Genomic DNA, 25,150 nt, shown 5'->3' with positions numbered 1-25,150 from the left:
CGCACTTCCGACCCTTCAGAATGGATTCAGGGAAAAAAGGAAACGGCCCCCACCGGAGTGGGAGCCGTCCCTGGGCCGCCCGTGAGGAGACGAGCCGCCCGACCGCGCCCCGTGGGTTACTTGGTGGGCGTCACGTTCTGCGTGACGTTCAGCTCGCGGACCACCATGTCCTTGCCATCCATGACGTACGACGCGCGGACCTGGTCACCCTCCTTCAGGTCACCCAGCTTCACCTCCTGGTTGTTCTGGAGGATGCGGCTCTGGTCGTTCGTCTTCAGCTTGAGCTGACGGTTGTTGGAGGTGTCCACCACCGTCAGCGAGCTGCCGCTGGTGGAGAGCACGCGACCGGACACGTTGGTGGTCGCCGCCATGGCGCCCGCCGTGCCGGAGCCACCCTGGGCCAGCTCCTCGTTGCGATCACGCTGCGCCTCGGCGAGGTCCGCCTGCTCATCGCGGACGTCCTCCTGGGCGCTGGCGATCTCCTCGTTCGCCTCACGCTGGGACTCGGCAATGTCCTCCTGCGCGTTGCGCTGGGTGTTCGCGATGTCCTGCTGCTCGTCCTGGCGAATCTCCGCCACCTCCTGGCGGGCTTCGCTCTGCGCCTCGGCGACGTCCTGGCGCTGCTCCGCCACGTTGTCCCGCTTGCTGCAACCGGTCACCATCGCCATCGCCGCGACCGCACCGACCGCCATCATGAGCTTGCGCATGTTCGTCCTGCCCCTTTCGGTAGGCTGTCCGGAGTGAGTGTTCCCCGGTGTTGGACAGAAAGTGAGCGCTCCCCTCGAACTTGCACAGGGCTTGCGCACACGCGCGGGAGGACACAGGGGGCCCTCGGCGTGCGCCCGGGCCTTGCTCGCCCGGCCGCTCTGCGTGGGAACATTCCCCGACACGGCCCATCGGAGAGAAACGGATTGCCTCCTGAGAGGCGCCGGCTTCTCCCCGTGCTCCAGGCGCTGATGGACTACGGCCCCGCGTCGCCGCCAGCGTCCGGAGAACCGCCATCCGGCGCGCCGCCGCCCGCGTCGGCGTCATCGCAGAACGGAGCGCCGCCCTCCACCCAGCGGGCGACGAGGGCACGCTGCTCCGCCGTGGGCAACGGGACGGTGGTCGGCGAGGGCGGCATGTCCTGGAACACCGAAGTGCGCGCGCGGATTCTCTCCGCCTTCGCGAAAGCGCCCGGCAGTCCACCACCGTCCGCGCCGCCATCCGGCGCCACGTAGTAGTCCAGCCGGAACGAGGACTGGCCGCTGCCGCTGGTGTCCGCGCCGTGGCAGGTGCTCACGCAGCTGGCGGCGAGGATGGGCTGCACGTCGTCGCAGTACGTGGGCACCGGCCCCGCGTCGGTGGGGCCCGCGTCGGACCCGGGCAGGCCGAGCACCTCGCACGTGCGCCCCTGCCCCTGCCTCACCGCGACACAGACGTGCGTGTCGGGACAGTCGCCGGCCGTCTCGCACGTCTTGCCGGTGAAGTCCGCCACGTCGATGGTGCAGGCCACGAGGAGGGCGGCCGCGCCGGTGGCGCCCGCGAGGAGTTTCTTCATGTTGGGCTCGGGAGAAACCGGGGACGAAGGAAGCGAGGGGGAACGGCCGCGACGTCAGGGCCCGGCATCGGGGCTGTCACAGAAGGGAGCACCACCGGCCACCCAGCGCGCCACCAGGGCCCGCTCCTCGGCGGTGGGCTGGGTGACGCCGCTGCCCGAGGGAGGCATGTCCTTCAGGTCCGACGTGCGCACCCGGATGCGCAGCGCCTTGGCGCGCGCGCCCGGCGCGCCGTTGCCCGTGGGCTCGTAGTAGTCCAGCCGGAACGAGGACTGGCCGCTGCCGCTGGTGTCCGCGCCGTGGCAGCTGCTCACGCAGCTGGCGGCGAGGATGGGCGCCACGTCCTTGCAGTACGTGGGCACCGGCCCCGCGTCCGTGCCGCCGTCTGCCTCGGCGTAGCTGGGGGGATAGATGACCTCGCACGTGCGCTGGCCGTCGGCGGCCACGGCGGTGCAGGCATACGCGGAGGGGCACTCGGTGTCGTCCGTGCAGGCGCGCCCGGCGAGGTCGTCCACGTTGATGGAGCAGGCCACGGCCACCAGCACGGCACCGCAGGCCAGGAGGGGGACAGGAGAGCGGAGGGCCACGGGGGGCTCGGTCAGAAGTGGTAGGTGAGGCTGGCGGTGTCGGCGGCCTCGTCCGGGAGCAGCTCCAGCACCAGCCCGTACAGCACGGCGGCGCCCGCGGCGGCGTACATCAGGTTGGCCGCGGTGGACGCCGAGCGGGCGCGGTCCAGCGTGCTCCTCGCCTCCCGGGCGGACGACAGGCTCTGCGCGCGCTTCGCCTCTCCCTGCGCGAAGAAGCCCAGGCCCAGCCCTCCCACGGCCAGCACGCCGCCCGCGACGAAGGCATACCGGTGACCGTGCAGCAGGGGCTGGGGCGCGCGGACAGGGGCATCCAGGGTCGCGACGGGGTCCGCGGCGGCGGCGGTGACGGGCAGCCCGAGCGCGACGACGAGCGCGGTGGAGACAAGCCTGCTGGGAGCCATGAGCATGGCGCCGAGTATAGCGGTGACGCTGGCGGACGTACTGCCGGAGTGTGCGTTGACAGCACGAGAGGGCCCCTGTAGTGCGTGCCCGGGTCCCCATCGCAAGGAGCCGTGACGCCGTGCAGGTCTGGGTCAACGGAGAAACGCGCGAGGTGCCGGAGGCCATCACCCTCTCGGCGCTGCTGGAGTCGCTTCGGGTCGGCGGCCCGGGCGTGGCCGTGGAGGTGAACGCCGAGGTGGTGCGCCGCGCCCGCCACCCCGAGCACCGCCTCCAGCCGGGGGACCGCGTGGAGATCGTCACCTTCGTCGGCGGCGGGTAGCGAGGAGATGGCCATGAGCATCCAGGACAAGCCCTTCACCATCGCGGGGGTGACGTTCTCCTCCCGCCTCATCCTGGGGACCGGCAAGTACCCCAGCCACGCCATCATGAAGCAGTGCCACGAGTCCTCGGGCACGGAGATGGTCACGGTGGCCGTGCGCCGGCTGGACCTGAAGGCCACGGGCGAGGCGTCGCTCATGAGCTTCATCGACCGGCAGAAGCTGCGCCTGCTGCCCAACACGGCCCTCTGCTACACGGCCGACGACGCGGTGCGCACCTGCCGGCTCGCCGAGGAGCTGGGCATGAGCAAGTGGGTGAAGCTGGAGGTCCTCGGCGACGAGAAGACGCTCTACCCGGACGTCGAGGAGACGGTGAAGGCGGCGCGCATCCTGGTGAAGGAGGGCTTCACCGTGCTGCCCTACACCAGCGATGACCCCATCACCGCGCGCAAGCTGGAGGACGCGGGCTGCGCGGCGGTGATGCCGCTGGGCGCGCCCATCGGCAGCGGCCTGGGCATCCGCAACCCGCACAACCTGCGCCTCATCCTGGAGACGGTGAAGGTGCCCGTCATCGTCGACGCAGGCGTGGGCACCGCGTCCGACGCGGCCATCGCCATGGAGCTGGGCGTGGACGGCGTGCTGATGAACACCGCCATCGCCGGCGCGCAGGACCCGGTGCGCATGGCCGTGGCCATGAAGAAGGCCGTGGAGGCGGGCCGCGACGCGTACCTCGCCGGCCGCATCCCCCGGAAGGCCTACGGCTCCGCGTCCAGCCCCATCGACGGCATCGTCCAGTAGCCTTCTCCGCGGACGGACAGGACGCTCCCGTGGCGCCCACCCTCCCCCGGCTCGTCGTCATCACCGACTGGCGCCTTCCTCGGGGGCGCCTGCTGGAGGCGTTGTCCCGCGCGCTGGACGCGGGACCGGACGTCGCCGTGCAGCACCGCCATCCGGAGGCCACCTCGCGCGGGTTCCTCGAGGAGGCCCGGGTGCTCGCCGCGCTCTGCCATGCCCGGGGCAATCCGCTGTTCATCAACGGGCGGCTGGACGTGGCGCTGCTGGTGGACGCCCATCTGCACCTGCCCGCCCACGGGCTGCTGCCCGCGCAGGTCCGCCCTCGCCTGCCCGCGGGCCGACTCCTCAGCGTGGCCGTGCACGACGAGGCCGAGGCCCTGGATGCGAGCGGCGCCGACCTGGCCCTGGTGAGCCCCGTCCACGCGCCCGGCTCCAAGCCCGGGGATGCGCGGCGACCGCTCGGTCCCGAGGGGTTCCGTGCCCTGGCGGGCAGGCTCGGGTGCCCGGCGCTCGCGCTCGGGGGCATCACGAGCGAGCGGGCCCTTGCGCTGGAGGGCGCGGCGGGGGTGGCCGTCATCTCGGCGGTGCTGGAGGCGGAGGACCCGGCGCGCGCGGCGCGCACGCTGCTCGCGGCCTGCCCGCCCCGGGCTATGCTGCCGGTCCCGTGACTTCACCTGCCTCCGCATCCGCGCTGCGTCCCCTGGCCCTGGGGGAGCTCATCGACCGCTCCGTCACCTTCTGGCGCGGCCACCTCAAGCCCCTCTTCGTGCTCAGCCTGGGCTACTCGCTGGTCAACTACATCGCGACCAAGGGCGTGCTCCAGCTCACGCGGGTGCTGACGCCCATGCTGTACTCCCCCGACCAGCAGGTGCTGGCCCAGCAGAAGCCGTTCGAGATGCTGGGGCAGTCCGCCCTCGCCATGGTGCTGTGGGGCGGGATGTTCTCGTTCCTCATCTGGAGCTACTGGCTGGCGATGGTCGCCACCTCCCGCTTCGTGGTGTCCACGCAGCTCGGCACGCCGGTGAGCCCCGCGGACAGCCTGCGCCGCAGCCTCTCCATGGTGGGGCCGGTGACGGGGGCGTTCGTGTTGTCTTTGGGCTGGTCGCTGCTGGTGATGCTGGTGGCGTGTGTCCCCGGCATCATCGTGCTCGTCGTGGGCGGAGTCGTGTCGGCGATGGGCTCGCAGGCGCTGGGCGCGGTGGTGCTCATCCTGGGTGCGCTGGTGCTGGGCCTGGGCATGGTGGGTGCCATGCTCTGGTACTTCCTGCGCTTCCTGCTCTTGCCGCCGGTGCTGGCGATGGAGGACCTGGGCGCGTGGGCCGCCTTCCAGCGCTCGGGGACGCTGCTGTCGGGGCGCGTGGAGCCGGGCTTCATGGGGCGCGTGGTGGTGCGGGGGATGATTCTCTTCACCGTCGTCAGCCTCATCCTGTTCTCGGTGCACCTGCTGTTCGGCATCCCCTCCTGGCTGGTGATGCTGCCCTACGGCAACCCGTTCTCCGCGGACACCATCGCCCGCACGCCCCAGTGGCTGCTGGTGCCCGTCGAGCTGCTCCAGGTCATGGCCCAGTCCTTCTTCTCCCCCGTGAACTTCGTCGTCTGCGCGTTCTTCTACCTGGACCTGCGCGTGCGCCGGGAAGCCCTGGACCTGGAGCAGCGGCTGGGCGGTGATACCTCACCGACGTCGCCGCTCGCCGCCTGACCTCGCGCGCCCGTGTCCGTGTCCTTCCTGCCCTTGATGCTCCTGCTGACCGCGCTTCCCTGCGAGGAGCGGGAGGACACGGCGCGCTCGCTCGAGGAGGCGCTGCGCGCGGGCCCCTCCGAGGTGTCCGCGTCACTGGAGCGACTGGAGCGGAGGCTCGGGGGAATCCCGCTGCCGCCTGCACCCGAGGACGCGACGGATGCTCAGCGCGTCGAGCAGGTGACGGCGTTCCTCGAGCGCGCGTGTGGCTTGCGTGAACAGGAGGCCCGCTCCGGCGAGCCGGTGACGGAGTTGCCCGGGAGCGAGCAGCAGCGACTGAAGTCCGTGTTGGACCGGCCGGAGTTCGCTCGCGCGCGGCAGCGGCACGGAGATCTGGTGAAGCAGTGGCTGCGCAAGCTGGAGGCGTGGCTGGAGGGACTGTTCGAGTCGCGCGAGGCCCAGGGCTTCGCGGTGGCGACTCGCACGGTGATGCTGGGACTGGCGATGGCGCTCGTGCTGTGGGGCGTGCTGAAGGTTCGCGCCATGCGTCGGGGGCGCGCTCCGGGGCGAGCACAGGACGGTGTCGGGCCCGCGGCGCCGCTCGTGCTGGACGCGCCACCGGAGCACCTGCGACGCGCGCGCACGGCCCTGGCGAACGATTCACGCGAGGCGATTCGCGAGGCACTGCTGGCCATGCTGTCCGCGCTGGAGGAGCGCCGGCTGGCGCGCCCCGATCGCGTGAAGACGAACCGGGAGCTGGCCTCGGAGCTGCCGTCGCGAGGGGCCCCCGCCTCGCTCACCCGGGAGGTGGAGCGTCTGGTGGAGTGGTACGACCACGCCTTCTACTCCCTGGCCCCCGTCCCCGTGGACGAGGCCACGCGGTTCCTCGAAGCGGTGGAGCGGCTCCTCGGCACGCTCGGCGCGGAGGCGGCGGCATGAGCTGGCCGACGACACGCAAGCTCGTTCCGGCGGCTGAAGCCGGACCTCTTTCGTCGCTGCGACCGCGTGACCTCGGCGGGTCGACGACACGCGACAGCCTCGCCGCTGAAGTCGGGAGCCTGTTTCATCCCGCGCGAAGTGCGCGTCCTCACGCCCCCTCTGCACGGCCCGGTGCCCGCTCCATCGCGGGCACCGCGCCTGGGGAGCAGGAGGTCACGCCGTGAAGAACGCACGGACGCTCATCGTCTTCGGGGTCCTCATCGCCATCGCGCTGGCGATGGGCCTGTCCACACGCGCGGATGCACCCGACTCGCCCGTTCCCTCCGTGGAGAACACGGGCCCCCAAGGCGCCCGCGCGCTCTACCTGTTCCTCCAAGAAGGAGGACGCGCGGTCAGCACGCACCTCGCCTCCCTGGAGTCACTCGCCGCCGACACCCGGACGCTCGTGCTGGCCTCCCCCATCGGCAGCCCCGTGACGGACGAGGAGGTGCGCAAGGTCGAGCACTTCGTCGAGCAGGGCGGCACGCTCGTGTACCTGTCGACGCGCGAGCTCGGCATGCACCAGGCCGCGCTGGAGAAGTGGCTCCGTCTGGAGCCCGGTCCCCTGCTGCCCGCGAGCGAGCGCGGGCTCTCCACGGACCTCGCGGACGCGGGTGGAACCACGGTGGACGTGTGGCTGGGCGCGGGTCCCCTTCGCGGACTCAGCACGCTGCGCGTCTCCCAGGACCGCGGCATCCTCATGGAGCACCCGGACGCGATTCCGCTCGCGGGGCTCGGCGGCGCGGTGACGGTGTGGCGACGTGCGCTCGGACAGGGCGAGATCTACGTGCTCGCCGGAGCGGACCTCCTGGAGAACCGCCGCATCGAGCTGCTCGACAACGCGCGCTTCTGGAACGCGCTCGCGGCCCGGGGCCCGCTCGTCATCGACGAGCACCACCACCAGCTCGCGCCCCCGCCTCCGCTGTCGCGTGGCATCTGGGTCTTCGTCGCGCAGGTCCTGGTCGTCAGCGGCCTCTATGCGTTCTCACGCGGCACGCGCTTCGGCGCGCCGAGGCCGGAGCGGGAGGAGAAACACCGCTCCGCGCTGGAGTACGTGCGCAGCATGGGCTGGCTCATGCGACGCGCGAAGGTGGAGAAGTCCCTGCTCCCCGAGCTGGACACCTCCCTGCGTCAGCAGTTGCAGGAGCGCCTGGGCATCTCCCCCACCCTCGCCGACGCGGAGGCCGCGCGGCTCCTCGACCAGGACGGCGGCATCCCCGCGTCGCACTACCTGGACGCCAAGGCGGAGCTGAACCGACTGCTCGGACAAGCCACCGTCAAGCCCTCGGACTACGCGCGAGTGGCCCGCCTCTATGCGCATTTGGAGCGCACCGTGGCGGGCCGACAATCGCTCAGCCGCTCCTGAGTCCCGTCCTCACGTGGACACCGGGCGCGAGACCACCGCGCCCGGCAGCCCCGACACTCAGAGCGACTTGCCCGCGGCCACCATCGCCGTGCCCACGTGGTGACGAATCTCGTCCACGCGCGCGTCCCAGCTCTCGTTGAAGATCTTCTCCGCGCGCTCGCGGCTGGGGCCCGGGCCCTCCGCGAGGCACTCGTCCACCTTGGCCACGAAGTCCTCGGTGGACTTGGCGATCTTGCACAGGCCCACCTTGCGGACCTCCGGCAGGTCCGTGGACACCACCGGCAGACCCGAGGCCAGGTACTCGCGCACCTTCAGCGGGTTGGCGTTCAGCGTCAGCTCGCTGATCTTGAACGGCATCAGCGCCACGTCGAACGCGCGGCTGTAACCCGGCAGGTCCGCGTACGCCTTGCGGCCGAGCATGTGGATGTTCGGCTCCGCCCTCAGCCGGGAGTCATCGCAGTCCGGCGTCGTCTTGCCGATGATGACCACCGAGCCCTCGGGATGCGCGCGCGCCGTGGCGATGATGGCGTCCTGGTCCACCCAGTCCGCCACCAGCCCGAAGAAGCCGATGACCGGCTTGGGCAGGTTCGCGATGTCCGCGGGGATGACCGTCGTCGGATCACACGCCTTCACGAAGTGGCGGAAGTCCGTGCCGTGACGCACCAGCACCGTGCGCGGGTTGACGCGGGACTTGTTGTCCCTCAGGCGCTCGGCGGACGTGATGCACAGGTCCGCGCGACGCAGGAGCCGGTCCTCCAGCTCCGCGATGTGCCGGCCGTTGGTGTCGCTGAAGGCGGAGAACTCGTCCACGCAGTGGTAGACGACGAACTCCTCACCCAGCGTGCCCGACACCGGCGCCGACGCGGGCAGGAAGCTCCAGGAGATGGGCCGCTGGAAGTTCAGCTGCTTCATCGCCCGGCGCACCTGCAGCCGGAGCAGCTCGCGGTTCGCCCCGCGCACCATCTCCGAGCCGTAGAACGGGATGGCCAGCGGCGACAGGACGTGGAGGTTGGGCTCCACCTCGCGCAGGCCCTGTGTGAAGCGCTCCAGCTTGGAGAAGATGCGCTTCACGTCGTGCGCGTTCGCCTTCGGCGCGCGGTTGCCGATGCTGTTCACCCAGAGGATGCGGTTGTCCCTGGAGAGGATCCGCATGATGTGGACCTTCGACAGCGGGTCGCCGTCCCAGTCGTTGGAGAACACCACCAGGTCGCGCCCTCGGAGCGCCCGGCGCGTCAAATCCAGGTCATCACTGCGACGCATCTCTCATCTCCCCTGTGTCTGAAGTCCTCGCGGGAGTCCCGCGAATCTCGTGTGAAGAACCGCTCATGCCGCGGGCGCCGCCTGCACGGGCGCGGACCGACGAGGCGCCAGCGCCTCGTACAGCTCCAGCAACACCGGCCCCACGTCGGGCGAGGCCACCTTCGCCGGCCCCGCCGCCACCGCCTCGCCGATGCTCGTCGCGAGCGACGCCGCGTCCCCCGCCCGGAACAGCCGCGTCCCCTCCGGCCGCGCGCAGACGTCGCTCGCCACGCAGGGCACGCCCAGGGCCAGCGACTCGCGCACGGAGATGGAGTCCCCGTCATGCGTCGTGGGCCGCAGGAAGACATCGCCGCGCGCGATGAGCCCCAACGCCGCGGGGTGGTCCAGCTCTCCCAGCACCTCGAGCTGCCCCGCCACGCCCAGCTCGCGCGCGTCGCGGATGAACTCCTCGGAGTCCGTCCCGGGGCCGAACAGCGCCAGCCCCACGTCCGGATGGGACTCCATCAACTTCCGCAGCGCCCGGAAGGCCACCTTGCGCCCGTACACGGGCGAGGGGTGGTGCGCCATCGTCAGCAACGGACGCCGCCGGGCCCGCGCGGCCTCCACCTTCACGGGCACCTCGCCCGCCTGCACCTGCGAGGCGCAGAAGGCGGGCTGCACCAGGACCTTCTCCGCCGGCACGCCGCACGACAGCAGCGCCTCACGAACCGCCAGCGAGACGGCGATGATGCGCGTGTAGCCCGCGAGCGCCACCCGGGCGAACGCGCGCCGCGCCGCGGACGCAGCCAGGTAGTCCGGCAAGAGCCCCGAGTGCAGCGTGATGAAGCGGGGCGCCCGACCCGCGGGCACCCCGGCCACCATGGCCGCGAGCAGCCAGGCCTTGGGGTTGTTCCCGCTGGTGTGGACATGCACCGTCCACCCCGAGGCGAGAAACCCGGTCAGCCTGAGGCCGAAGTGAGCGGGGCTTCGCACCGGGAGCACGTCCGGAACCGGCCGGCCGCCCTTCCCGATGTCCAGCACCTTCGCTTCGACCCCACGGCTGCGCAGGAACCGATGAAGTTGTTGAACGTGAATCGCCACGCCCCCGAACGGAGGCGGATGGTCTCCCACCAGGAGCACGCGCATGGCAGGCCCTAGCTCGGCACCGACGCCGAAGGAGGCACCGCCGACAGCGGCGAGCGACGCGGCAAGAGCCCCATCTCCCGCTGATACGTGGTCAGCGGATCCGGATCCTGCCGGATGACCCGCGCGGGGATGCCCGCCACCACCGAGCCCGGCGCCACGTCCTTGAGCACCACGGCGTTGGCGCCGATGACCGCGAAGTCACCGATGTGGATGTTGCCGAGAATCTTGGCGCCCGCGCCCACCCGCACGTAGTCGCCGATGATGGGCGCGCCCTCGATGCCCGAGCGTCCACCAATCGTCACCTGCTGCGAGATGAGGCAGTGGCGGCCGATCTTCGCCGCCTTGTGGATGACGACGCCGATTCCGCCGTAGCCCAGCTGCGTCCCCTCGCCGATGTCGGCCTCGTCCGGAACGTAGGAGCTGTGCAGGTAGTAGATGGCCTTGCGCAAGAGCGCGGGCAGCAGCGGAACCTTCTTCAGCCGCAAACCGCGAGCCATCCGGTACAACGTCATCGCATCGACACCCATCCACGCCTCCCCTGACCCAACCTCGCGACGGGGAGCAACCTAGGTACCGTTCCCCCGAGAGGGAAGTAGGCCCCAGGCGCATCCCGACTTTTCCTCAGGCCGTCCTCCGGGGACGCAGGCCCGCGAGCACCGCCAGCGGCCGCACCCCCGCGACGTACAGCATCACCACGTAGCCCACCGAGAAGAGCACCCCGGCCACCGCCAGCGGCAGCACGCGCCAGAAGAAGCCCTGGGGCAGGTGCCCCCACGCCCCCTGCGCCGCCGCCCGGAGCACGAACACGGCCAGCCCCGCCGCCCCCGCCGCCAGCGACGCGCGCCCCAGCTCCCGCCACGGGATGACGTCCACCAGACGCAAGGAGCGTCGGGGCGTGGACAGCGCCGCCGGAATCCGGGTGAGCAGCAGCACCTTGCCCACCACCTCCGCCACCGCCCACGAGCCGATGCCGCCCAGCATCCCCAGGTGCTTCACGCCGAAGTACACCAGCGGCACCGTCACCGCCGCCTTCACCGCGTACGACACGAAGATGGCCCGCGTCAGCCCGCGCGCCCTGAGCGTCCCGTCCATGGGCAGGATGGAGAGCACCACCCCGAGCACGCTGATGCGGAACACGGGCACGGCCGGCAGGAACTTCTCGCCGAACAGCGCGCCGATGAACTCCGGCGCCGCCGCGAAGAGGAACGCCGCGAAGGGCAGGAACACGTACGCCAGCTTCCCCGCCGCCTCGCGGAACGCGTCCACGCCCTCCTCCAGGCGCCCTTCCCGCTCCAGCTCCCCCAGGCGCACCATCAGCACCTCGCTGGTGGGCGTGTAGAGCAGGTCCACCACCGGCAGCTGGAAGCAGCCCACGCGGTACAGCGCGTACATCGCCGGCGCCACCGCGCCCGCCACCATGTACAGGTGCGCGTTCTGCTGCGGAATCGCCAGGAACATCGCCGCGCCGAACGGCGCCGCGTACGCCAGCTGCGCGCGCAGCAGCGGCCCGCTCACCAGGGGCCCCGTGACACCGCGCAGACAGACGACCCACGTCGCCACGAAGCGCAGCGCCGTGAAGCCGCACACCGCCACCATCAGCCCATGCAACGAGAAGCCCAGCAGCGGCGGCAGCACCATCACCGAGGCCCGCACCGCGTCCGACACCAGGTACACCACGGCCGAGGCCTTGGTGCGCCCCTGCGCCGTGAGCGACACCTCCAGCGGGAAGCTGCCCAGCAGGAACGCCGTGTAGGCCGCCAGCTCCCAGCGGTAGTCGAGCAGCCGCGGGTTGGAGAACCACCCCGCCACCGGGCCCATCAACGCGAAGACGAGCAGCGCGCCCACCACGCCCGCGCCCGACATGAACAGCAGCGTCTGTCCCAGGTACGGCCGCTTCTCGCCGGTGCGCGGCAGGAAGTAGTACAGGCTCTGCACCACGCCGAACGGCAGCACGTAGTAGAGCGTCGTGGCGATGAGGAACAGCTGGTAGTACGTGCCGTACTCGTCCAGGTTCAGCACCCGGGCGAGCACGAGCGGAATGGACAGCGTCAGCCCGGCGGTGAACAGCCGGGCCAACACCAGGGGACCGGCGCGGCCGAGGAACGAGCCCCCCGCCGCCGCCGGTGATGCCGCTCCGCTCACGGAGCCTCCTTCAGGGCCGCTCCGTCGGGCGTCGCCAGCACGTTGCCCATCAGGCTGCCGCGGAAGGAGTGCGTCCTGCGCCCCGGCACCGGGCGGCTCACGCCGAGCAACCCGAAGCAGTCATCCAGCTGGCAGCCGGTGAGCGGCGACGAGTAGTCCCCGAGCATCCCCAGGCTGAAGTTCTCCCACAGCACCTTGCGCTTGAGGGTGAACGGGTCCCCGCCGATGCGGTTGGGCAGGTCCTCCGTCGTCACGCCCGAGCGGAAGCCGTTCGCGGCGAGCACGCGGATGACCTCGTCCGAGTACCACCCGTTGCAGTACGCGAAGTCGCGCACCTGGATGCCCACCTCCGCCTCGATGGTCCGCTTGGACTCGAGGATCTCCTGCTCCACCACCGCCTGCGGCTCCAGCGTCAACACCGTGTGCCCCAGCGTGTGCGCGCCGAACTCGAACCCGTCGCGCGCCATGCGGCGCACCTCGTCCCAGTTCATGACGTCGCCCTGCTCGGGCACCAGGTCCTGGCCACCGCCGAGCTGCTGCTCCAGCGCGTCGATGATGGCCGTCAGCACCCGCGTGGGGTGCTCCCCGATGAAGTCATCCAGCGCCGCGGACACCGTCTTCTGTCCGGAGAGGATGGGGCCCAGCAGCTCCATCGACGCCTCCGGCAGCGCCGCGTACACCGGGTGGTAGTGCCGCTCCTGCGCGCGCCTGAGCAGGTGGAAGAGGCGGTCATGGTTGAACCGCCGCTTCGTGCCGATGAACGCTGTTGGCAGATAGGTGATGGCCGGCACGCCCATCTGCTTCAGGATGGGGTACGCGTACCGGTACACGTCCCGGTACCCGTCGTCGAAGGTGATGACGCACAGGTCCTTCTTCGCCACCCTCCGGCCCGACATCACGTCCACCGCGTCGCCAATCGACGCCAGCTCGAAGCCGGCCGCCGAGGCCTCCTCGAGATGACGCCGGAACGTCTCCTGGCTGATGAGCAACCCCGGGATGGAGCGCTGGAGCTCCCCGGTGAAGTCGCTCACCACGCGGTGATAACTCACGATGAGGATGCGCCTGCCACCCGACTGCACCCTCCGATAGGCCGCCATCGCCCGACGCATGCCGCTGTAGTGCAGCACGCCAGCGGTCGCCGCCTTGACCGCCCTCCGCAAGACCCTCGCCGTTGCCATCACGCCCTCCGCGGAAAAGGAACCCCTGGCCCACGTTCCCCTCAGGGAACTTCCAACTCGCGCGGGAGCCATTGCAGGGGTGATGCCATAGCCGATTCAGGCGCCTGACGTCCGCGCTCGGGGGGACGCCCGGCGGGACGAGAGGGATGACGACGGCTGGACACGTTGCACCAGGGAAACACGGCGGACCACGCGGGCACACCGTGCCCCACCCATTGGAAAAACTTTCCTGTCTTCAGGGTCGCCCCACCCCTGGCCGGCCAGCCGCCCGGGTTTCACTGGATGACAGTTGCGATTCCGGATACGAACGAGCATCCCGATGACTCCCCACTCCGCCGCTGCCGCGCTCGCGTTGCATGACGTCAGCAAGCGCTATGGACGTCGCTGGGCGCTGGCGCGGCTGACGTACGCGCTCCCCGCCGGACGCTCATTGCTGCTCACCGGCCACAACGGCTCCGGAAAGACGACGCTGTTGCGCATGCTCGCCACCGCGCTGAGCCCCACCGCGGGCCGCGTGGAGGTGCTGGGCAAGGACGCCGTCGTGCACCGCGACGAGCTGCGCCGCGACGTGGCGCTCCTGTCCCACGCCAGCTTCCTCTACGAGGACCTCACCGCGCACCAGAACCTCACCGTGCTGGCGCGGCTGCTGGGACACCCCTCGCCGAAGGACGCGGCGGAGGGCCTGCTCGCACGGGTGGGCCTGGGCAAGCGCTCGGACAACCCGGTGCGCGGCTTCAGCGCCGGCATGCGAAAGCGCCTGGCCATCGCCCGGCTGCTGATGAAGGCCCCGACGATCGCGCTGCTGGACGAGCCCTTCGGCGAGCTGGACCCGGAGGGCATCCGGGAGATGGAGGGCATCATCGCCCAGCTCAAGTCGGGCGGCGTCACGGTGGTGTTGGCGACGCACCTCATCGACCAGGGGCTGTCCCTGTGCGAGGAGCGCCTGCACCTGCAGGACGGACGGGCGGTGTCGGCGTGAATCTGCCAACAAGCCCCCAGCGCCCCCGGCCCCTCGGACTCATGGGCGCCACGCTGGCCCTCTTGCGCAAGGACCTGCTCATCGAGTGGCGCACCCGCGCGCGCCTCAACGCCATCGTCTTCTTCGCGCTGGCCACCCTGCTGATGTTCTCCTTCGCGCTGGGCCCGGACACGCGCCTGTTGGAGAAGAACGCCGGCGGCTACTTCTGGCTGGCCATCCTCTTCGCCAGCGTGCTCGCCCTGGGCGAGTCCTTCCGCGTCGAGTCCGAGAACGCCTGCATGGACGGCGTGCGGCTGGCCCCCGCGGACCCCCGCGCCATCTACCTGTCCAAGGCCCTGGGCAACGCGCTGCTCCTCGTCGCGCTGGGCATCCTGCTGTTGCCCGTCATGGTCGCCCTGTACGGCGTGCGGGTGGTCATGGGCGCGGTGGACCTGGGCAGTGTCCTGCTGCTCGGCAGCCTGGCCCTCAGCGCACCGGGGACGGTGTACGCCGCGATTTCCAGCAATGCCCGGGCAAGGGATGTGCTCCTGCCTCTGCTATTGTTCCCGCTGGTCATCCCTGCCCTGCTGTCCGCGGCCAAGGCGACCACCCTCGTATTGCAGGGAGACCCCATGAATCAGTTGGGCTCATGGCTGGGGCTTTTGCTCGGTTTCAATCTGATTTACTGGGGCGTGGGCTTCATGCTCTTCCCTCGCATCATCGAGGACTGACGGATGAACAAGCTCATCAAGTGGGGCCTCCCGGTGGTGGGCCTGGGCGTGCTCGCGGCGGGCTGGTGGTTGGGCCTGGCGTGGGCACCTCCGGACCGGGAGATGGGTGACGTGCAGCGCATCATGTATGTGCACGTCCCACTCCAGTGGATGGCCATGCTGGCCATGTTCCTGAACTTCGTGATGGCGGTGTCGCACCTGCTCAAGTCGAAGCCGGGCTGGAAGCTGGACTCGCTGGCGGAGTCGGCGGCCGAGGTGGGGCTGGTGCTGGGCGCGCTGGGCATGGTGACGGGTGCCATCTGGGGCCGCCCGACGTGGGGCGTCTACTGGTCGTGGGATCCGCGCCTGACGTCGGAGGCCATCATGCTGGTGACGTACACCGGCTACCTGGTGCTGCGGCGCTTCGTGGAGGACCCCGACAAGCGCGCGACGTGGAGCGCGGTGGTGGCGATTCTTGGCGCCATCAACCTGCCCATCGTCTGGTTCTCGGTGCGCTGGTGGAGAAGCCTGCACCAGGTGCAGTCGAGCCCGAAGACGGTGGATCCGCAGATGGTGCTGCCCCTGCGCGTGGCGGCCATCGGCATGCTGCTGGTCACCATCGCCCTGCTCATCCAGCGCTACCGCATCGCCCTGGCCGAGCGCCGGGCGGAGGTGGCGCTGCCGGACGCGCTGCCCGGTGCGGGCGCGCCGGATGTCCACAACACCCCGAAGGTGGCCTGACCATGACGACGCTGACGACGCTGGGAGTCCTCGCCCAGGCCGCGGGCCAGGTGGGAAGTGGCCGCATCCAGGGGGGCTGGGGCTATGTCTGGGCCTGCTACGGCATCACCGTGGCAGCGCTCGTGCTTTACTCGCTGTCCCTCTGGCTGCGCCGGCCCCAGGCCTCGCAGGACGCGAAGGAGTAAGTGGTCATGACGCCTGTCGCCCGTAATCGGATCTTCGCCCTGGGAGCGCTGCTGGTGGCCGCCGCTGGCCTGGGCTTCGTCGCCTTCGGCAACATCGGTGAGAACCTCGTCTACTACTGGAGCCCGTCGGAGATGCTGGCCCAGGGGGACAAGGCCTACACGGCCACCATCCGCCTGGGCGGCGTGGTGCAGCCGGGCAGCATCCAGTGGAACGCCGAGCACACCACCCTGCACTTCCGCGTCGCCAACGACGTGACGGAGGGCGCCGCCAGCGTGCTGGTGCGCTCCACGGAGACGCCGCCGCAGATGTTCCGCGACAAGATTGGCGTCGTGGTGGAGGGCACGTACGACGCCTCCGGCGTGTTCAGCTCCAACCGGCTGATGGTGAACCACTCGAACGAGTACCGCGCCCCCAAGGAGGGCGAGGACCCGAACAAGTGGCGTGAGACGCTGTCGGACAGCTCGACGACGGCGAGCGCGACGCCCGGAGCGGAGGCGCGGTGAACGGCTCGCTTGGATACGGACTGGTGCTCGGAGGGCTCGCGTTCGCGACCTTCGGCGCGCTGGTCGGCCTGGTCACGGGGCTGCGCCGCAGCGAGGCGGGCTTCCCGTGGGTGATGCGCGCGGTGTGGGGCTTCGCCGGCTGCATGATCGCCGCGAACCTGGTGATGGTGTACGCGCTCGTCTCGCACGACTTCAGCGTGAAGTACGTGGCGCAGGTGGGCAGCCGGGACACGCCGCTGCTCTACACGGTGGTGTCGCTGTGGAGCGCGCTGGAGGGGTCCATCCTCTTCTGGGGCTTCATCATGGGCGCGTACGTGGCGGCCTTCGCGTGGCTGCACCGCCGCGAGCACGCGCGCTACATGTCGCTGGCGCTGGGCACGATGCTGGCGGTGGGCGTGTTCTTCACGTTCCTCATCGCCGGCCCCGCCAACCCCTGGGGCGCCGTGTCGCCGGTGCCGCCGGACGGCCCGGGGCCCAATCCCCTGCTGCAGAACCACATCCTGATGGTCATCCACCCGCCCTTCCTCTACCTGGGCTACGTGGGCATGACGGTGCCGTTCGGCGTGGCGGTGGCGGGGCTTTTGCGCGGGGAGATTGGCGAGGCGTGGATGGCGCCCCTGCGGCGCTGGACGCTGGTCGCCTGGCTGTTCCTGTCCATCGGCATCATCCTCGGCGCGTGGTGGGCCTACGCGGTGCTCGGCTGGGGCGGCTACTGGGCGTGGGACCCGGTGGAGAACGCCAGCTTCCTGCCGTGGCTGACGGCCACCGCGTTCATGCACTCGACGATGGTGCAGGAGCGCAAGCGGATGCTGAAGCTGTGGACGCTGTCGCTCGCGCTGGCGTCCTTCGTGCTGACGATCCTGGGCACGTTCATGACGCGCTCGGGCATCTTCAACTCGGTGCACTCCTTCACCCAGTCGGACATCGGCCCCACGTTCCTGGTGTTCCTGGGCGTGCTGCTGGTGCTGTGCATCGGCCTGCTGGCGGTGCGCGGGCCGCTGCTGGTGCCGGAGGGCCGGATGAGCTCGCTGGTGTCACGCGAGGCGAGCATCCTGGTCAACAACCTGGTGTTCGTGGCCATTACCTTCACCGTGTTGCTGGGCACGCTCTATCCGCTGGTGTCCGAGGCGGTGCGCGGCGTGCGCGTCAGCGTGGGTGAGCCGTACTTCAACAAGATGGCGGTGCCGGGCGGCATCGCGGTGCTGTTCCTGATGGGCGTGGGCCCGGTGCTGCCGTGGGGCACGCCGGACAAGGCCACGCTGCGTCGGCAGTTCATCATCCCCGCCGTGGTGGGGCTCATCGTCACCGCGGTGTGCTTCGCGGTGGGGCTGCGCGGCGTCTACCCGCTGCTCACCTTCGGGCTCGCGGGCTTCGTCACCGTCATCACGGTGCGCGAGCTGGTGGCGCCGGTGCGCGTGCGCATGTCGGAGCGCAAGGAGGGCCTGCTCACCGCGCTCGTCACCAGCGCCACCAAGGCGCAGCGCCGCTTCGGCGGCTACGTGGTGCACCTGGGCATCGTCCTCATCATCGTCGCGGTGGCCGCGTCGTCCGCGTACGTCAAGCACACGTCCGGCACGCTGAAGAAGGGCCAGACGATGCAGCTCGACGGCTACCAGCTGAAGTACCTGGGGCTGATGAGCGGCGAGGAGCCGCACCGCACCTTCGTCGCCGCGCGCGTGGAGGTGACGACGCCGGGCGGCAAGGTCACGGAGATGAAGCCCCGGCTCAACTACTACGAGCGGAGCACGGACCCCATCGGCACGCCCGCGGTGCGCGAGACGGCCGGCGAGGACTTCTACGTCTCGCTGATGGCGTTCTCCGAGCAGGCCGGCAACGCGAGCTTCAACGTCTGGGTCTTCCCGCTCGTGGGGTGGATCTGGTGGAGCATCCCGCTGCTGGTGCTGGGCACGCTCATCGCCATCTGGCCGCGGCGCAAGGCGGCGGTGGCGCTGTCGAGCGCGGAGGTGGGCGCGAGCCTCGCCGGGGGTGACGCGGAACGGGGGGCGGCATGAAGCGCTGGCGCTACACGCTGGGCTTCGTCGTCCTCTCCGTGGCGCTGCTCACGGTGCTCTACAAGGGCTTCGGGCGAAACCCGCACGAGGTGCCCTTCATGCTGACGGGCAAGCCCGCGCCGGACTTCGTGCTGCGCTCGTTGGACACCGGCGAGAAGGTGAGCCTGGCGGACCTGAAGGGCCGCCCGGTGGTCATCAACTTCTGGGCGTCGTGGTGCGGGCCGTGCCAGTACGAGCACCCGGTGCTCGAGTGGGGCCAGCGCGAGTACGGCTCGCAGGCGGTGTTCCTGGGCGTGGTGTTCGAGGACTCCGAGGACAACGCCCGCGCCTTCCTGCGGCGCCAGGGGTACAGCTTCCCGCAGCTCATCGACCCGCGCTCGCGCATGGCGGTGAGCTACGGCGTGGCGGGGGTGCCGGAGACGTACTTCATCGACCCGGCGGGCACCATCCGTGGCAAGCACGTGGGGCCCATCGACCCGGAGTCGCTCACCCGGCGCATCCGCGAGCTGACCACGGCGAGCCCGTCCGCCGCCGAGGCCCAGCGTCCGTAGGAGCTGCAACCGTCACCCGCGCTTCACCTGGGGCCTCTCGCTTCCGGTGAAAACCTCGTGTTATTCCACGACTTGCGTTGACCGTGAGGGCTCCCCCCGCCCTCCGCACAGCAAGGTGGGTTCATGCGGTGCCCGGAGTGCGGTGAGTCCTCGAACGCGCGGCTGAAGTACTGCGAGAACTGCGGCGGCAAGATGCCGGAGAGCCCCCAGGGGCTGACGGGCTCGCGCCCCGCGCTGCGGACGAACTCCACGCGACGGGCCATGGAGGAGCCGTCCTACGCGGCGGAGATCCTCGACGAGGCGGAGGCCCACAGCCAGGGCGCCGCCTACGTGCCCGCGGGCAGCCGCGACACCGCGGAGGACACGGACCCGGGCCAGTCGCGCCCCGGCTACGACGGCCCCAGGTGGCTGGCGAGCGTGCCGGCGCACTCGCAGAGCATCGTGGGGCTCGCGGTGCTGTCGTTCGCGCTGGCGCTCTCCATCCTCCCCTCCTTCGATGGCGTGGGCGTGGTGGGCGCGCTGCTCGCGGTGGTGGGCGCGGTGCTGACGCTGGCGCGGGAGCTGAGGCTCGCGGGCGAGGCCCAGGGCGTCACGAAGCTCCTGCCGGAGGTGCTCTACCGCCCGGAGATTCCCGCGGCCTTCTGCGCGCTGCTGGCGGCGCTGAGCTTCCGCATGCTCGGGATGGGCGTGATGCCCGTGCTGTGGCTGCTGGCCTCCGGGCTCATCATCCATGACCAGTGGCGGAAGGTGATTGCCGGCCCCGACGGCGTGCTCGCGCGCTGGTTCGACCTGCGCCAGTTGCTGGTGATGCCGTCGGTGCTCACGCTCGGCGGCGTGGGACTGGCCTTGCTGACGCTGTTCGCGCCGTGGGCCACGCTGAGCACGCTGCCGGAGGTGCCGGACGCGCCCGTGCCCTCGGGTCCGCCGGAGCTGCGGGTCATCGGCGCGCAGCGGGCCGCGGATGACGTCCTGTACTCCGCGAACGCGGGCACCATCACCCTGACGGGCTGGGATCTGTCCGGCGCGGTGCTGGTGGAGCTCTTGCTCTTGTCGGTGCTGGCGCTGCTCGCGCTGAGGCCCGAGGTGTCCCGCCCCGCGTGGACGCGCTTCGCGCCAGTGGGCGTGCTGGGCGTGGGGCTCTTGTGGGCGCTGTTGCACCTGAAGCTGTCACCCGGGCCGCTCATCTTCGTCGTGGGCCTGGCGGCCATGGGCGTCCAGGTGGTCCGTCAGCTGCGGGAGTCAAGGGATGCGCTGGTCCCCGCGCCCGCGTATGACGACGGCCTCGACGAGACGGAGCGTGTCGAGGACCCGAACCCCGATGACATGTATCCGGACGACGAGGGAAACCCGGATGACATGGGCCCGGACGACGAGGGAAACCCGGATGACATGGGCCCGGACGACGAGGAGGAGCCCAAGCCTCGCGGCCGTTGAGGTAGAGCGGAGGCATGTCGTCCTCTCCTCCCCTCCCCCCTGGCGCGGTCGCCTTCGTGGACCGCTGGCGTGAGCTGTTCGATGCGCGGGACTGGGCCGCCCTGCGGGCCCACGAGCATCCCGACTTCCCGGGGTCAGGCCCGCCCAAGCAGAACGACAGCTTCATCCGCGGGCTCGGCACGAGCGGCTACCGGGTCGCGAGCGCGAAGCTGAAGCCCTTCGTACAGCCGAAGTGGTCCATCTTCCGCACCACGCGCCTGCACCCGCAACCCACGTACTGGTGTGACCTGGTGTTGAAGAGCGACAAGGGCCACCAGACGGAGGCGTTCATCGCGCTGGCGCCGTGGGAGGGCACCGAGGGCGCCTTCCGCGCGTCGTACTACGTCGAGCTTCCGCCGAAGAAGAAGGTCGCCCCGCTGGACCTGGGCAAGGAGCAGGCGCGTGTCTCGAGGTTCCTGGCCAAGGCGGTGAAGGACTTCGCGCGGAGCCACAAGGACCCGCGGCCCGTCCAGCGGCTGGCGCTGCGGTACTCCACCGACAATGGGGCGCTGAACGTGGGCTTCGACCTGAACCCGGAGTCCGAGCCGGGCGAAGGCATGACCCATGACGACTTCGCGGAGCTGCTCGTCCCCCGCTGGCCGGACGTGAAGGAGCACAAGCCGGCGCTGGTGGGCCTCGGCGGCGTGAAGCTCGCGGCCCGCGAGGATGGGACGTGGGGCACCCCCGAGGCGCATGCGCGACTGGAGGAGCACCTCGGGAAGATGCTCGTCGCGATGCTGCTCGAGCTGCGCGACAGCGGCCAGCTCGAGGCCCTGCGCGCATCGGACACCGCGGAGCTCGGAGTCGAGGAGTCCGAGGGCCACTTCGGCTGGCCCGACTACGAGGAGCGCGGACGCGAGAACCGGCTGGTGGCGAAGCGCTGAGCTTGTCAGCCCCCGCGCGCCACGCGAAGTCCGACCATCCTGGCGTGTCCGCCCTGGAGCCAGACACGTCAAAGGCTCGCGTGACGTGTCATCACGCGAGCCCGATGAAGCCGCCGCGCGACTCAGGGGGCCTTCTTCGCCTCGGGCGCGTCCATCTCCTTGAGCACCTTCTCCGCGTTCGTGTTGGACGGATCCAACTCCAGCGAGCGGCGATAGCTCGCCTTCGCCAGGGCCTTGTTCCCCTGGGCCAGGTACGCCTCGCCCAGGCTGTCGTGGACATTCCCGTCCTCGGGGAACTGCTCCACGTTGGCCTTGAAGACTTCAATCGCCTCCGGCACGCGGCCCCCGCGCAACAGGTCATACCCGACGCGGTTGAGCTCGCCCGCGCCGAAGAAGTACTCGGCGCCCGCCTTGCTGCCCTTGAGCTGCTGGTACGTGGCGAGCGCCTGCTGCGCGGTGCCCGTGGCCAGGATGCGAGAGACCTCGTCGGCGATGGACTTGAGCGGCTGCTTCGGCGCGACGCCGTTCAGGATGCTCAGCACGCCGGCGGACAGCGGCCGGGGGCTGGCGCCGCGTCCCACGTTGGAGAGCGCGACGACGACCTGCTTCTTCTCCGGGACCCGCACGAAGAAGGCGCTGAACCCGTTGATGCCCCCCCCATGGTAGACGGCCGTCAGCTTCGTCTTGCCGTCATCCAGCCTGAACGGCTCCAGCGACACCCCGAAGCCGTACTGGTCCAGGCCCGGCGTCGTCATCTTCTTCTTCAGCTCCTCCGACAACAGGGAGGTGCCCTGCAGCGCCTTGTCCCACAGGTACAGGTCCTCCACCGTCGAGTAGATGGAGCCCGCCGCGTACGGCAACCCCATGTCCAGGTAGTCCGCGTTGACGTACTGGCCCGACTTGAAGTCGTACCCCGACGCGCGCTTGGGCAGCACCGTCGCGGACACGTCGTAGCCCGTGTTCTTCATGCCCGCCGGCTTGAAGATGCGCTCCTCCAGCACCTGCGCGTACGTCTTGCCCGTCACCTTCTCGATGATGGCGCCCAGGAGGAAGTAGCCCGAGTTGTTGTACGCGTACTTCGTCCCCGGCTCGAACTGGAGATCTCCGGAGCAGTGCTCCTTCACGAACGCGGCGACGGTGAAGGGGTCTCTGGCCACGTCGCCGAACTTCGGGTTCGACGTGTAGCTGGGGATGCCGGAGGTGTGGTTCAACAGGTGCGTCACCGTGACGCGCGAGCCCGTGTCCTGACGGTAGTCCGTCAGGTGCTTCGTCACCGGGTCCTCCAGGCCCACCTTGCCCTCACCCACGAGCTGAAGGATGAGCGTGGCGGTGAACTGCTTGGTGACGGAGCCGATGCGGAACTTCGTGTCGGGCCCCGCGGGAATCCCCCACTCCATGTTCGCCTGGCCGTAGCCCTTCTTGAGGACGATGCCCGTCTCGTCCGCGACCAGCAGGCTCCCGTTGAACTGGTTGAGCGCGTGGTACCTCGCCGCCAGCCGCTCCATCGCCTCCTTGTCCTTGCGGCTCGCCGCGTCCGCCGGGGAGACCGCCAACAAGAACCCCAGGCCCACCGCGACACCCGCATCCATCCAAGCCAGCTTCATTCCGCTCTCCAAGGAAGTTGAATCGCCCCGCTCCATCCGAGCCGGCCCGGCGGCGTCCCATGCTCCACCGGGAACGAACCGGGCGACCAACCATTGCGTCGCGGCCGTGCCCCGCCCGGGCCCGCCGCCGGCCCGGCCGTGACGGATGCCCACCTACAGTCCGGGAAGCGGGGCAGGCGCCCGGCGCTCAGGTTTCGCTGTCCAACACCGGGCGGTAGCGCTAGTTAAGACGGCTTCCGGGAGTTCCGATGACCGCCGCCCTGCTGTCCCTGACCCTCGCCTTCGGCCTCGTCACCGGCCAGTTCGCGCCCCAGCAGGCCGCGAGCGAGCCTCTCGCCCCGGCCCTGGAGGAGCGCGTCCAGAAGCTCGGCAAGACGCTGCGTTGCGCGGTGTGCCAGGGCCTCTCCATCTCCGACAGCCCGTCCTCCATGGCCCGCGCGCAGCTGGACATGGTCCGGGAGCTCGTCTCCGAGGGGAAGAGCGACCAGGAGGTGGTCGAGTTCTTCGTGTCGCGCTACGGCGAGTGGGTCCTCCTGGAGCCCAAGGCCGAGGGCTTCAACTGGTTCGTCTGGCTGGGCCCCGTCGCGCTGCTCGTCGTGGGCGGCTTCGTCATCTGGAGACAGCTGCAGCAGGGCCCCGCCCTGGAGCCCACCGCCCAGGCCACCTCGCCTTCCGCCCCCGCCGCGCCGGGCGGCCCCCCTTCCGCGGCGGATGACGCCGACCCCTACCTCCAGGCCGTGCGCCGGGAGCTGGAGCGCTAAGCCATGCAGCCTCAGCCTACGAACTGGTTGCCCGGAATCATCGTCCTCTCCGTGGCCTTCGTCGCCGCCGCCGCGTGGCTGCTCTACATGCGCAGCCGGGGCGCCATCGCCGCCACCCCGCCCGAGCCGTCCAAGGACGGCGTGCTCGACGACTTGAGCCAGCGCGCCCAGTCCCTCATCGACCAGCTCCGCGCGCTGGAGGCCGACAAGCACAACCTGGCCCCCGAGCAGTACGCCACGGAGAAGTCCCGCCTGGAGCGCGAGGCCGCCGGCGCCCTGCGCGCCAAGGACGAGCACCTCAAGCGCAAGGCCACCTCCAGCGGCGACGGCCGCCCCCGCGCCCGCGAGCTGCCCGCGCCCACCGGTTGGTCCGCGCGCAACCCCCAGCTGTCCGGCGCGCTGTGGGGCGCCGGCATCGTCCTGTTCTTCGGCGGCCTGGGCTACCTGCTCGTCTCCGAGCAGCAGACCCGCGTCGACGGCCAGGAGGCCACCGGCCGCATGCCCCCGGGCGCCGCGGCCGGTCAGCAGGCGCAGCAGGGCGGCATGGGAGAGTCACAGGACCCGGAGCTCGCCCAGGCCCGCGCGCGGCTGGAGTCCAACCCCGGCGACCTGGACGCCGCGTCCATGCTCAGCCACGAGCTCATCCGCCGCCAGCAGTTCGAGGAGGCCGCGCAGGTGACGGCCAAGGGGCTCGCGGTGGACCCGTTCCACGTCGAGCTGCGCGTGCACCGCGGCGTGCTGCGCGCCACCCAGGGCGACCTCCAGGGCGCCGAGGCCGAGCTGACCGAGCTGGTCAACACCTGGCCCGACGCGCAGGAGGCCCTCATCTTCCTGGGCAGCCTGGCCCTGCGCCGCGACGACAAGCAGAAGGCCCTGGAGCACTTCGAGCGCTTCTCCGTCGAGGTGCCGCGCAACATGCAGCCGCCCCAGCTGGGGCCCGCCATCGCCCAGCTCCGGGCCGACATCGCCAACGTGCCCTGAGACACGGCTCACGCAACACAGTCACTACAGTTTATCCGGGTCTGATGTCATCTCCATGGTAGACATGTCTCGCCGTCCCCCCGTCGTTGGTAGGGAGCTCGACATGTTCAAGTACTCCGCGAAGCTGGCCTGTGTCGTCGCGTTGGTCCTGAGTGGTTGTGGTGGTGCCCCGGAGCAGCAGCCGCCGTCCGAGACGGAGACGCTCGAGTCGAGCGAGCAGGGCCTCATCTGGGCCTGCGACGGGCGTCGCTCCTTCAACCGCTACTGGACGGTGAACGGCGTCGAGGTGGGTCGCGAGTACTGTGACTGCGACGGCACGCTGACCGAGTTCGGCACCCTGTCGGGCCGCTACTCGCAGACGCTCAACTTCTACTGCAACTAGTCGCCCCCCTCGGCGCCCCGCTTCACTCCGGGGCGCCG

28 protein-coding genes are annotated in these 25,150 nt (G+C 70.5%); 18 read left to right on the top strand and 10 right to left on the bottom strand.

Annotated elements, in window-relative coordinates:
• Positions 1-116 precede the first annotated feature (116 nt).
• The 4 genes from K8640_RS15440 to K8640_RS15425 all read right to left on the bottom strand — a co-directional run bounded on the left by K8640_RS15440 (position 117) and on the right by K8640_RS15425 (position 2,526).
• The gene (locus K8640_RS15440; protein ID WP_223747715.1) at positions 117-707 is read right to left on the bottom strand and encodes a hypothetical protein; all 591 of its coding nucleotides are present in this window, start codon (positions 705-707) and stop codon (positions 117-119) included.
• 254 nt (positions 708-961) lie between these two features.
• A complete protein-coding gene (locus tag K8640_RS15435; RefSeq protein ID WP_223747714.1) occupies positions 962-1,540 on the bottom strand; it encodes a hypothetical protein in 579 nt (192 codons plus the stop codon).
• Between the two features lie 54 nt (positions 1,541-1,594).
• Complete coding sequence (locus tag K8640_RS15430) at positions 1,595-2,125, bottom strand: hypothetical protein (protein WP_223747713.1); 531 nt, start codon at positions 2,123-2,125, stop codon at positions 1,595-1,597.
• 11 nt (positions 2,126-2,136) lie between these two features.
• Positions 2,137-2,526: a hypothetical protein gene (locus K8640_RS15425; protein WP_223747712.1), complete on the bottom strand. Its 390-nt coding sequence runs from the start codon at positions 2,524-2,526 to the stop codon at positions 2,137-2,139.
• A gap of 119 nt (positions 2,527-2,645) precedes the next feature.
• On the opposite strand from K8640_RS15425, the gene thiS reads away from it, so the two are divergent.
• The 6 genes from thiS to K8640_RS15395 all read left to right on the top strand — a co-directional run bounded on the left by thiS (position 2,646) and on the right by K8640_RS15395 (position 7,661).
• On the top strand, positions 2,646-2,846 hold the full coding sequence (gene thiS / locus K8640_RS15420) for a sulfur carrier protein ThiS (protein WP_141324516.1): 201 nt from the start codon (positions 2,646-2,648) through the stop codon (positions 2,844-2,846).
• A gap of 7 nt (positions 2,847-2,853) precedes the next feature.
• Positions 2,854-3,642 (top strand): thiazole synthase, encoded by a 789-nt coding sequence (locus tag K8640_RS15415; RefSeq protein ID WP_342742212.1) that lies wholly within the window; start codon positions 2,854-2,856, stop codon positions 3,640-3,642.
• Between the two features lie 29 nt (positions 3,643-3,671).
• Positions 3,672-4,307, top strand: a complete 636-nt coding sequence (locus K8640_RS15410) for a thiamine phosphate synthase (protein ID WP_223747711.1) — start codon at positions 3,672-3,674, stop codon at positions 4,305-4,307.
• Entirely contained in the window at positions 4,304-5,338 is a 1,035-nt protein-coding gene (locus tag K8640_RS15405; protein WP_223747710.1) for a hypothetical protein, read from the top strand. The genes K8640_RS15410 and K8640_RS15405 overlap by 4 nt, the downstream gene beginning before the upstream one ends.
• A gap of 12 nt (positions 5,339-5,350) precedes the next feature.
• Positions 5,351-6,256: a DUF4129 domain-containing protein gene (locus K8640_RS15400; protein ID WP_370640348.1), complete on the top strand. Its 906-nt coding sequence runs from the start codon at positions 5,351-5,353 to the stop codon at positions 6,254-6,256.
• 220 nt (positions 6,257-6,476) lie between these two features.
• The gene (locus K8640_RS15395) at positions 6,477-7,661 is read left to right on the top strand and encodes a DUF4350 domain-containing protein (RefSeq protein ID WP_223747709.1); all 1,185 of its coding nucleotides are present in this window, start codon (positions 6,477-6,479) and stop codon (positions 7,659-7,661) included.
• 57 nt (positions 7,662-7,718) lie between these two features.
• On the opposite strand, the gene exoP is transcribed toward K8640_RS15395, so the two are convergent.
• From exoP to exoL, 5 genes are all read right to left on the bottom strand, one after another.
• On the bottom strand, positions 7,719-8,921 hold the full coding sequence (exoP, locus tag K8640_RS15390; RefSeq protein WP_141324511.1) for a spore coat polysaccharide biosynthesis glycosyltransferase ExoP: 1,203 nt from the start codon (positions 8,919-8,921) through the stop codon (positions 7,719-7,721).
• Between the two features lie 63 nt (positions 8,922-8,984).
• Positions 8,985-10,046, bottom strand: coding sequence for a glycosyltransferase family 4 protein (locus K8640_RS15385; protein WP_223747708.1), 1,062 nt, complete (start codon positions 10,044-10,046; stop codon positions 8,985-8,987).
• A gap of 8 nt (positions 10,047-10,054) precedes the next feature.
• Positions 10,055-10,573, bottom strand: coding sequence for a serine O-acetyltransferase (locus K8640_RS15380; protein WP_046714337.1), 519 nt, complete (start codon positions 10,571-10,573; stop codon positions 10,055-10,057).
• A 94-nt stretch (positions 10,574-10,667) separates the two neighbouring features.
• A complete protein-coding gene (gene exoM, locus K8640_RS15375; protein ID WP_223747707.1) occupies positions 10,668-12,188 on the bottom strand; it encodes a spore coat polysaccharide flippase ExoM in 1,521 nt (506 codons plus the stop codon).
• Positions 12,185-13,285 carry a spore coat polysaccharide deacetylase ExoL gene (gene exoL / locus K8640_RS15370; protein ID WP_370640349.1) on the bottom strand — a complete coding sequence of 367 codons (1,101 nt, stop codon included), beginning with the start codon at positions 13,283-13,285 and terminating at the stop codon, positions 12,185-12,187. Before exoL ends, exoM begins: the two co-directional genes overlap by 4 nt.
• A gap of 400 nt (positions 13,286-13,685) precedes the next feature.
• Here exoL and ccmA point away from each other — a divergent pair, with 400 nt between their 5' ends.
• The 9 genes from ccmA to K8640_RS15325 all read left to right on the top strand — a co-directional run bounded on the left by ccmA (position 13,686) and on the right by K8640_RS15325 (position 21,384).
• Entirely contained in the window at positions 13,686-14,345 is a 660-nt protein-coding gene (ccmA, locus tag K8640_RS15365) for a heme ABC exporter ATP-binding protein CcmA (protein WP_223747706.1), read from the top strand.
• 41 nt (positions 14,346-14,386) lie between these two features.
• The gene (locus tag K8640_RS15360; RefSeq protein ID WP_141331437.1) at positions 14,387-15,055 is read left to right on the top strand and encodes a heme exporter protein CcmB; all 669 of its coding nucleotides are present in this window, start codon (positions 14,387-14,389) and stop codon (positions 15,053-15,055) included.
• 3 nt (positions 15,056-15,058) lie between these two features.
• Complete coding sequence (gene ccsA, locus K8640_RS15355) at positions 15,059-15,775, top strand: cytochrome c biogenesis protein CcsA (protein WP_223747705.1); 717 nt, start codon at positions 15,059-15,061, stop codon at positions 15,773-15,775.
• 2 nt (positions 15,776-15,777) lie between these two features.
• Complete coding sequence (locus K8640_RS15350) at positions 15,778-15,960, top strand: heme exporter protein CcmD (protein WP_141331425.1); 183 nt, start codon at positions 15,778-15,780, stop codon at positions 15,958-15,960.
• Between the two features lie 6 nt (positions 15,961-15,966).
• Positions 15,967-16,464: a cytochrome c maturation protein CcmE gene (locus K8640_RS15345; protein ID WP_223747704.1), complete on the top strand. Its 498-nt coding sequence runs from the start codon at positions 15,967-15,969 to the stop codon at positions 16,462-16,464.
• Positions 16,461-18,476, top strand: a complete 2,016-nt coding sequence (locus K8640_RS15340; RefSeq protein ID WP_223747703.1) for a heme lyase CcmF/NrfE family subunit — start codon at positions 16,461-16,463, stop codon at positions 18,474-18,476. The genes K8640_RS15345 and K8640_RS15340 overlap by 4 nt, the downstream gene beginning before the upstream one ends.
• A complete protein-coding gene (locus K8640_RS15335) occupies positions 18,473-19,027 on the top strand; it encodes a TlpA disulfide reductase family protein (protein WP_223747702.1) in 555 nt (184 codons plus the stop codon). The genes K8640_RS15340 and K8640_RS15335 overlap by 4 nt, the downstream gene beginning before the upstream one ends.
• Positions 19,028-19,150: 123 nt before the next feature.
• Positions 19,151-20,461 carry a zinc ribbon domain-containing protein gene (locus tag K8640_RS15330; protein ID WP_223747701.1) on the top strand — a complete coding sequence of 437 codons (1,311 nt, stop codon included), beginning with the start codon at positions 19,151-19,153 and terminating at the stop codon, positions 20,459-20,461.
• Positions 20,462-20,475: 14 nt separating this feature from the next.
• Positions 20,476-21,384, top strand: a complete 909-nt coding sequence (locus K8640_RS15325) for a hypothetical protein (RefSeq protein WP_223747700.1) — start codon at positions 20,476-20,478, stop codon at positions 21,382-21,384.
• A 122-nt stretch (positions 21,385-21,506) separates the two neighbouring features.
• Here the strand turns inward: K8640_RS15325 and K8640_RS15320 are convergent, their stop codons facing one another.
• Positions 21,507-22,988 (bottom strand): serine hydrolase, encoded by a 1,482-nt coding sequence (locus K8640_RS15320; RefSeq protein ID WP_223747699.1) that lies wholly within the window; start codon positions 22,986-22,988, stop codon positions 21,507-21,509.
• A 248-nt stretch (positions 22,989-23,236) separates the two neighbouring features.
• Between K8640_RS15320 and K8640_RS15315 the strand changes: the two genes are divergently transcribed.
• From K8640_RS15315 to K8640_RS15305, 3 genes are all read left to right on the top strand, one after another.
• Positions 23,237-23,749, top strand: coding sequence for a cytochrome c-type biogenesis protein (locus tag K8640_RS15315; protein WP_223747698.1), 513 nt, complete (start codon positions 23,237-23,239; stop codon positions 23,747-23,749).
• Positions 23,750-23,752: 3 nt separating this feature from the next.
• Positions 23,753-24,730, top strand: coding sequence for a tetratricopeptide repeat protein (locus tag K8640_RS15310; RefSeq protein WP_223747697.1), 978 nt, complete (start codon positions 23,753-23,755; stop codon positions 24,728-24,730).
• 103 nt (positions 24,731-24,833) lie between these two features.
• Positions 24,834-25,112 (top strand): hypothetical protein, encoded by a 279-nt coding sequence (locus K8640_RS15305; protein WP_223747696.1) that lies wholly within the window; start codon positions 24,834-24,836, stop codon positions 25,110-25,112.
• Positions 25,113-25,150: the final 38 nt, after the last annotated feature.

Source organism: Myxococcus sp. XM-1-1-1 (assembly GCF_020037095.1).
GTDB lineage: Bacteria > Myxococcota > Myxococcia > Myxococcales > Myxococcaceae > Myxococcus > Myxococcus fulvus.
Note: the sequence above shows the minus strand (reverse complement) of the source record. Positions and strands in the feature narration are given on the sequence as shown.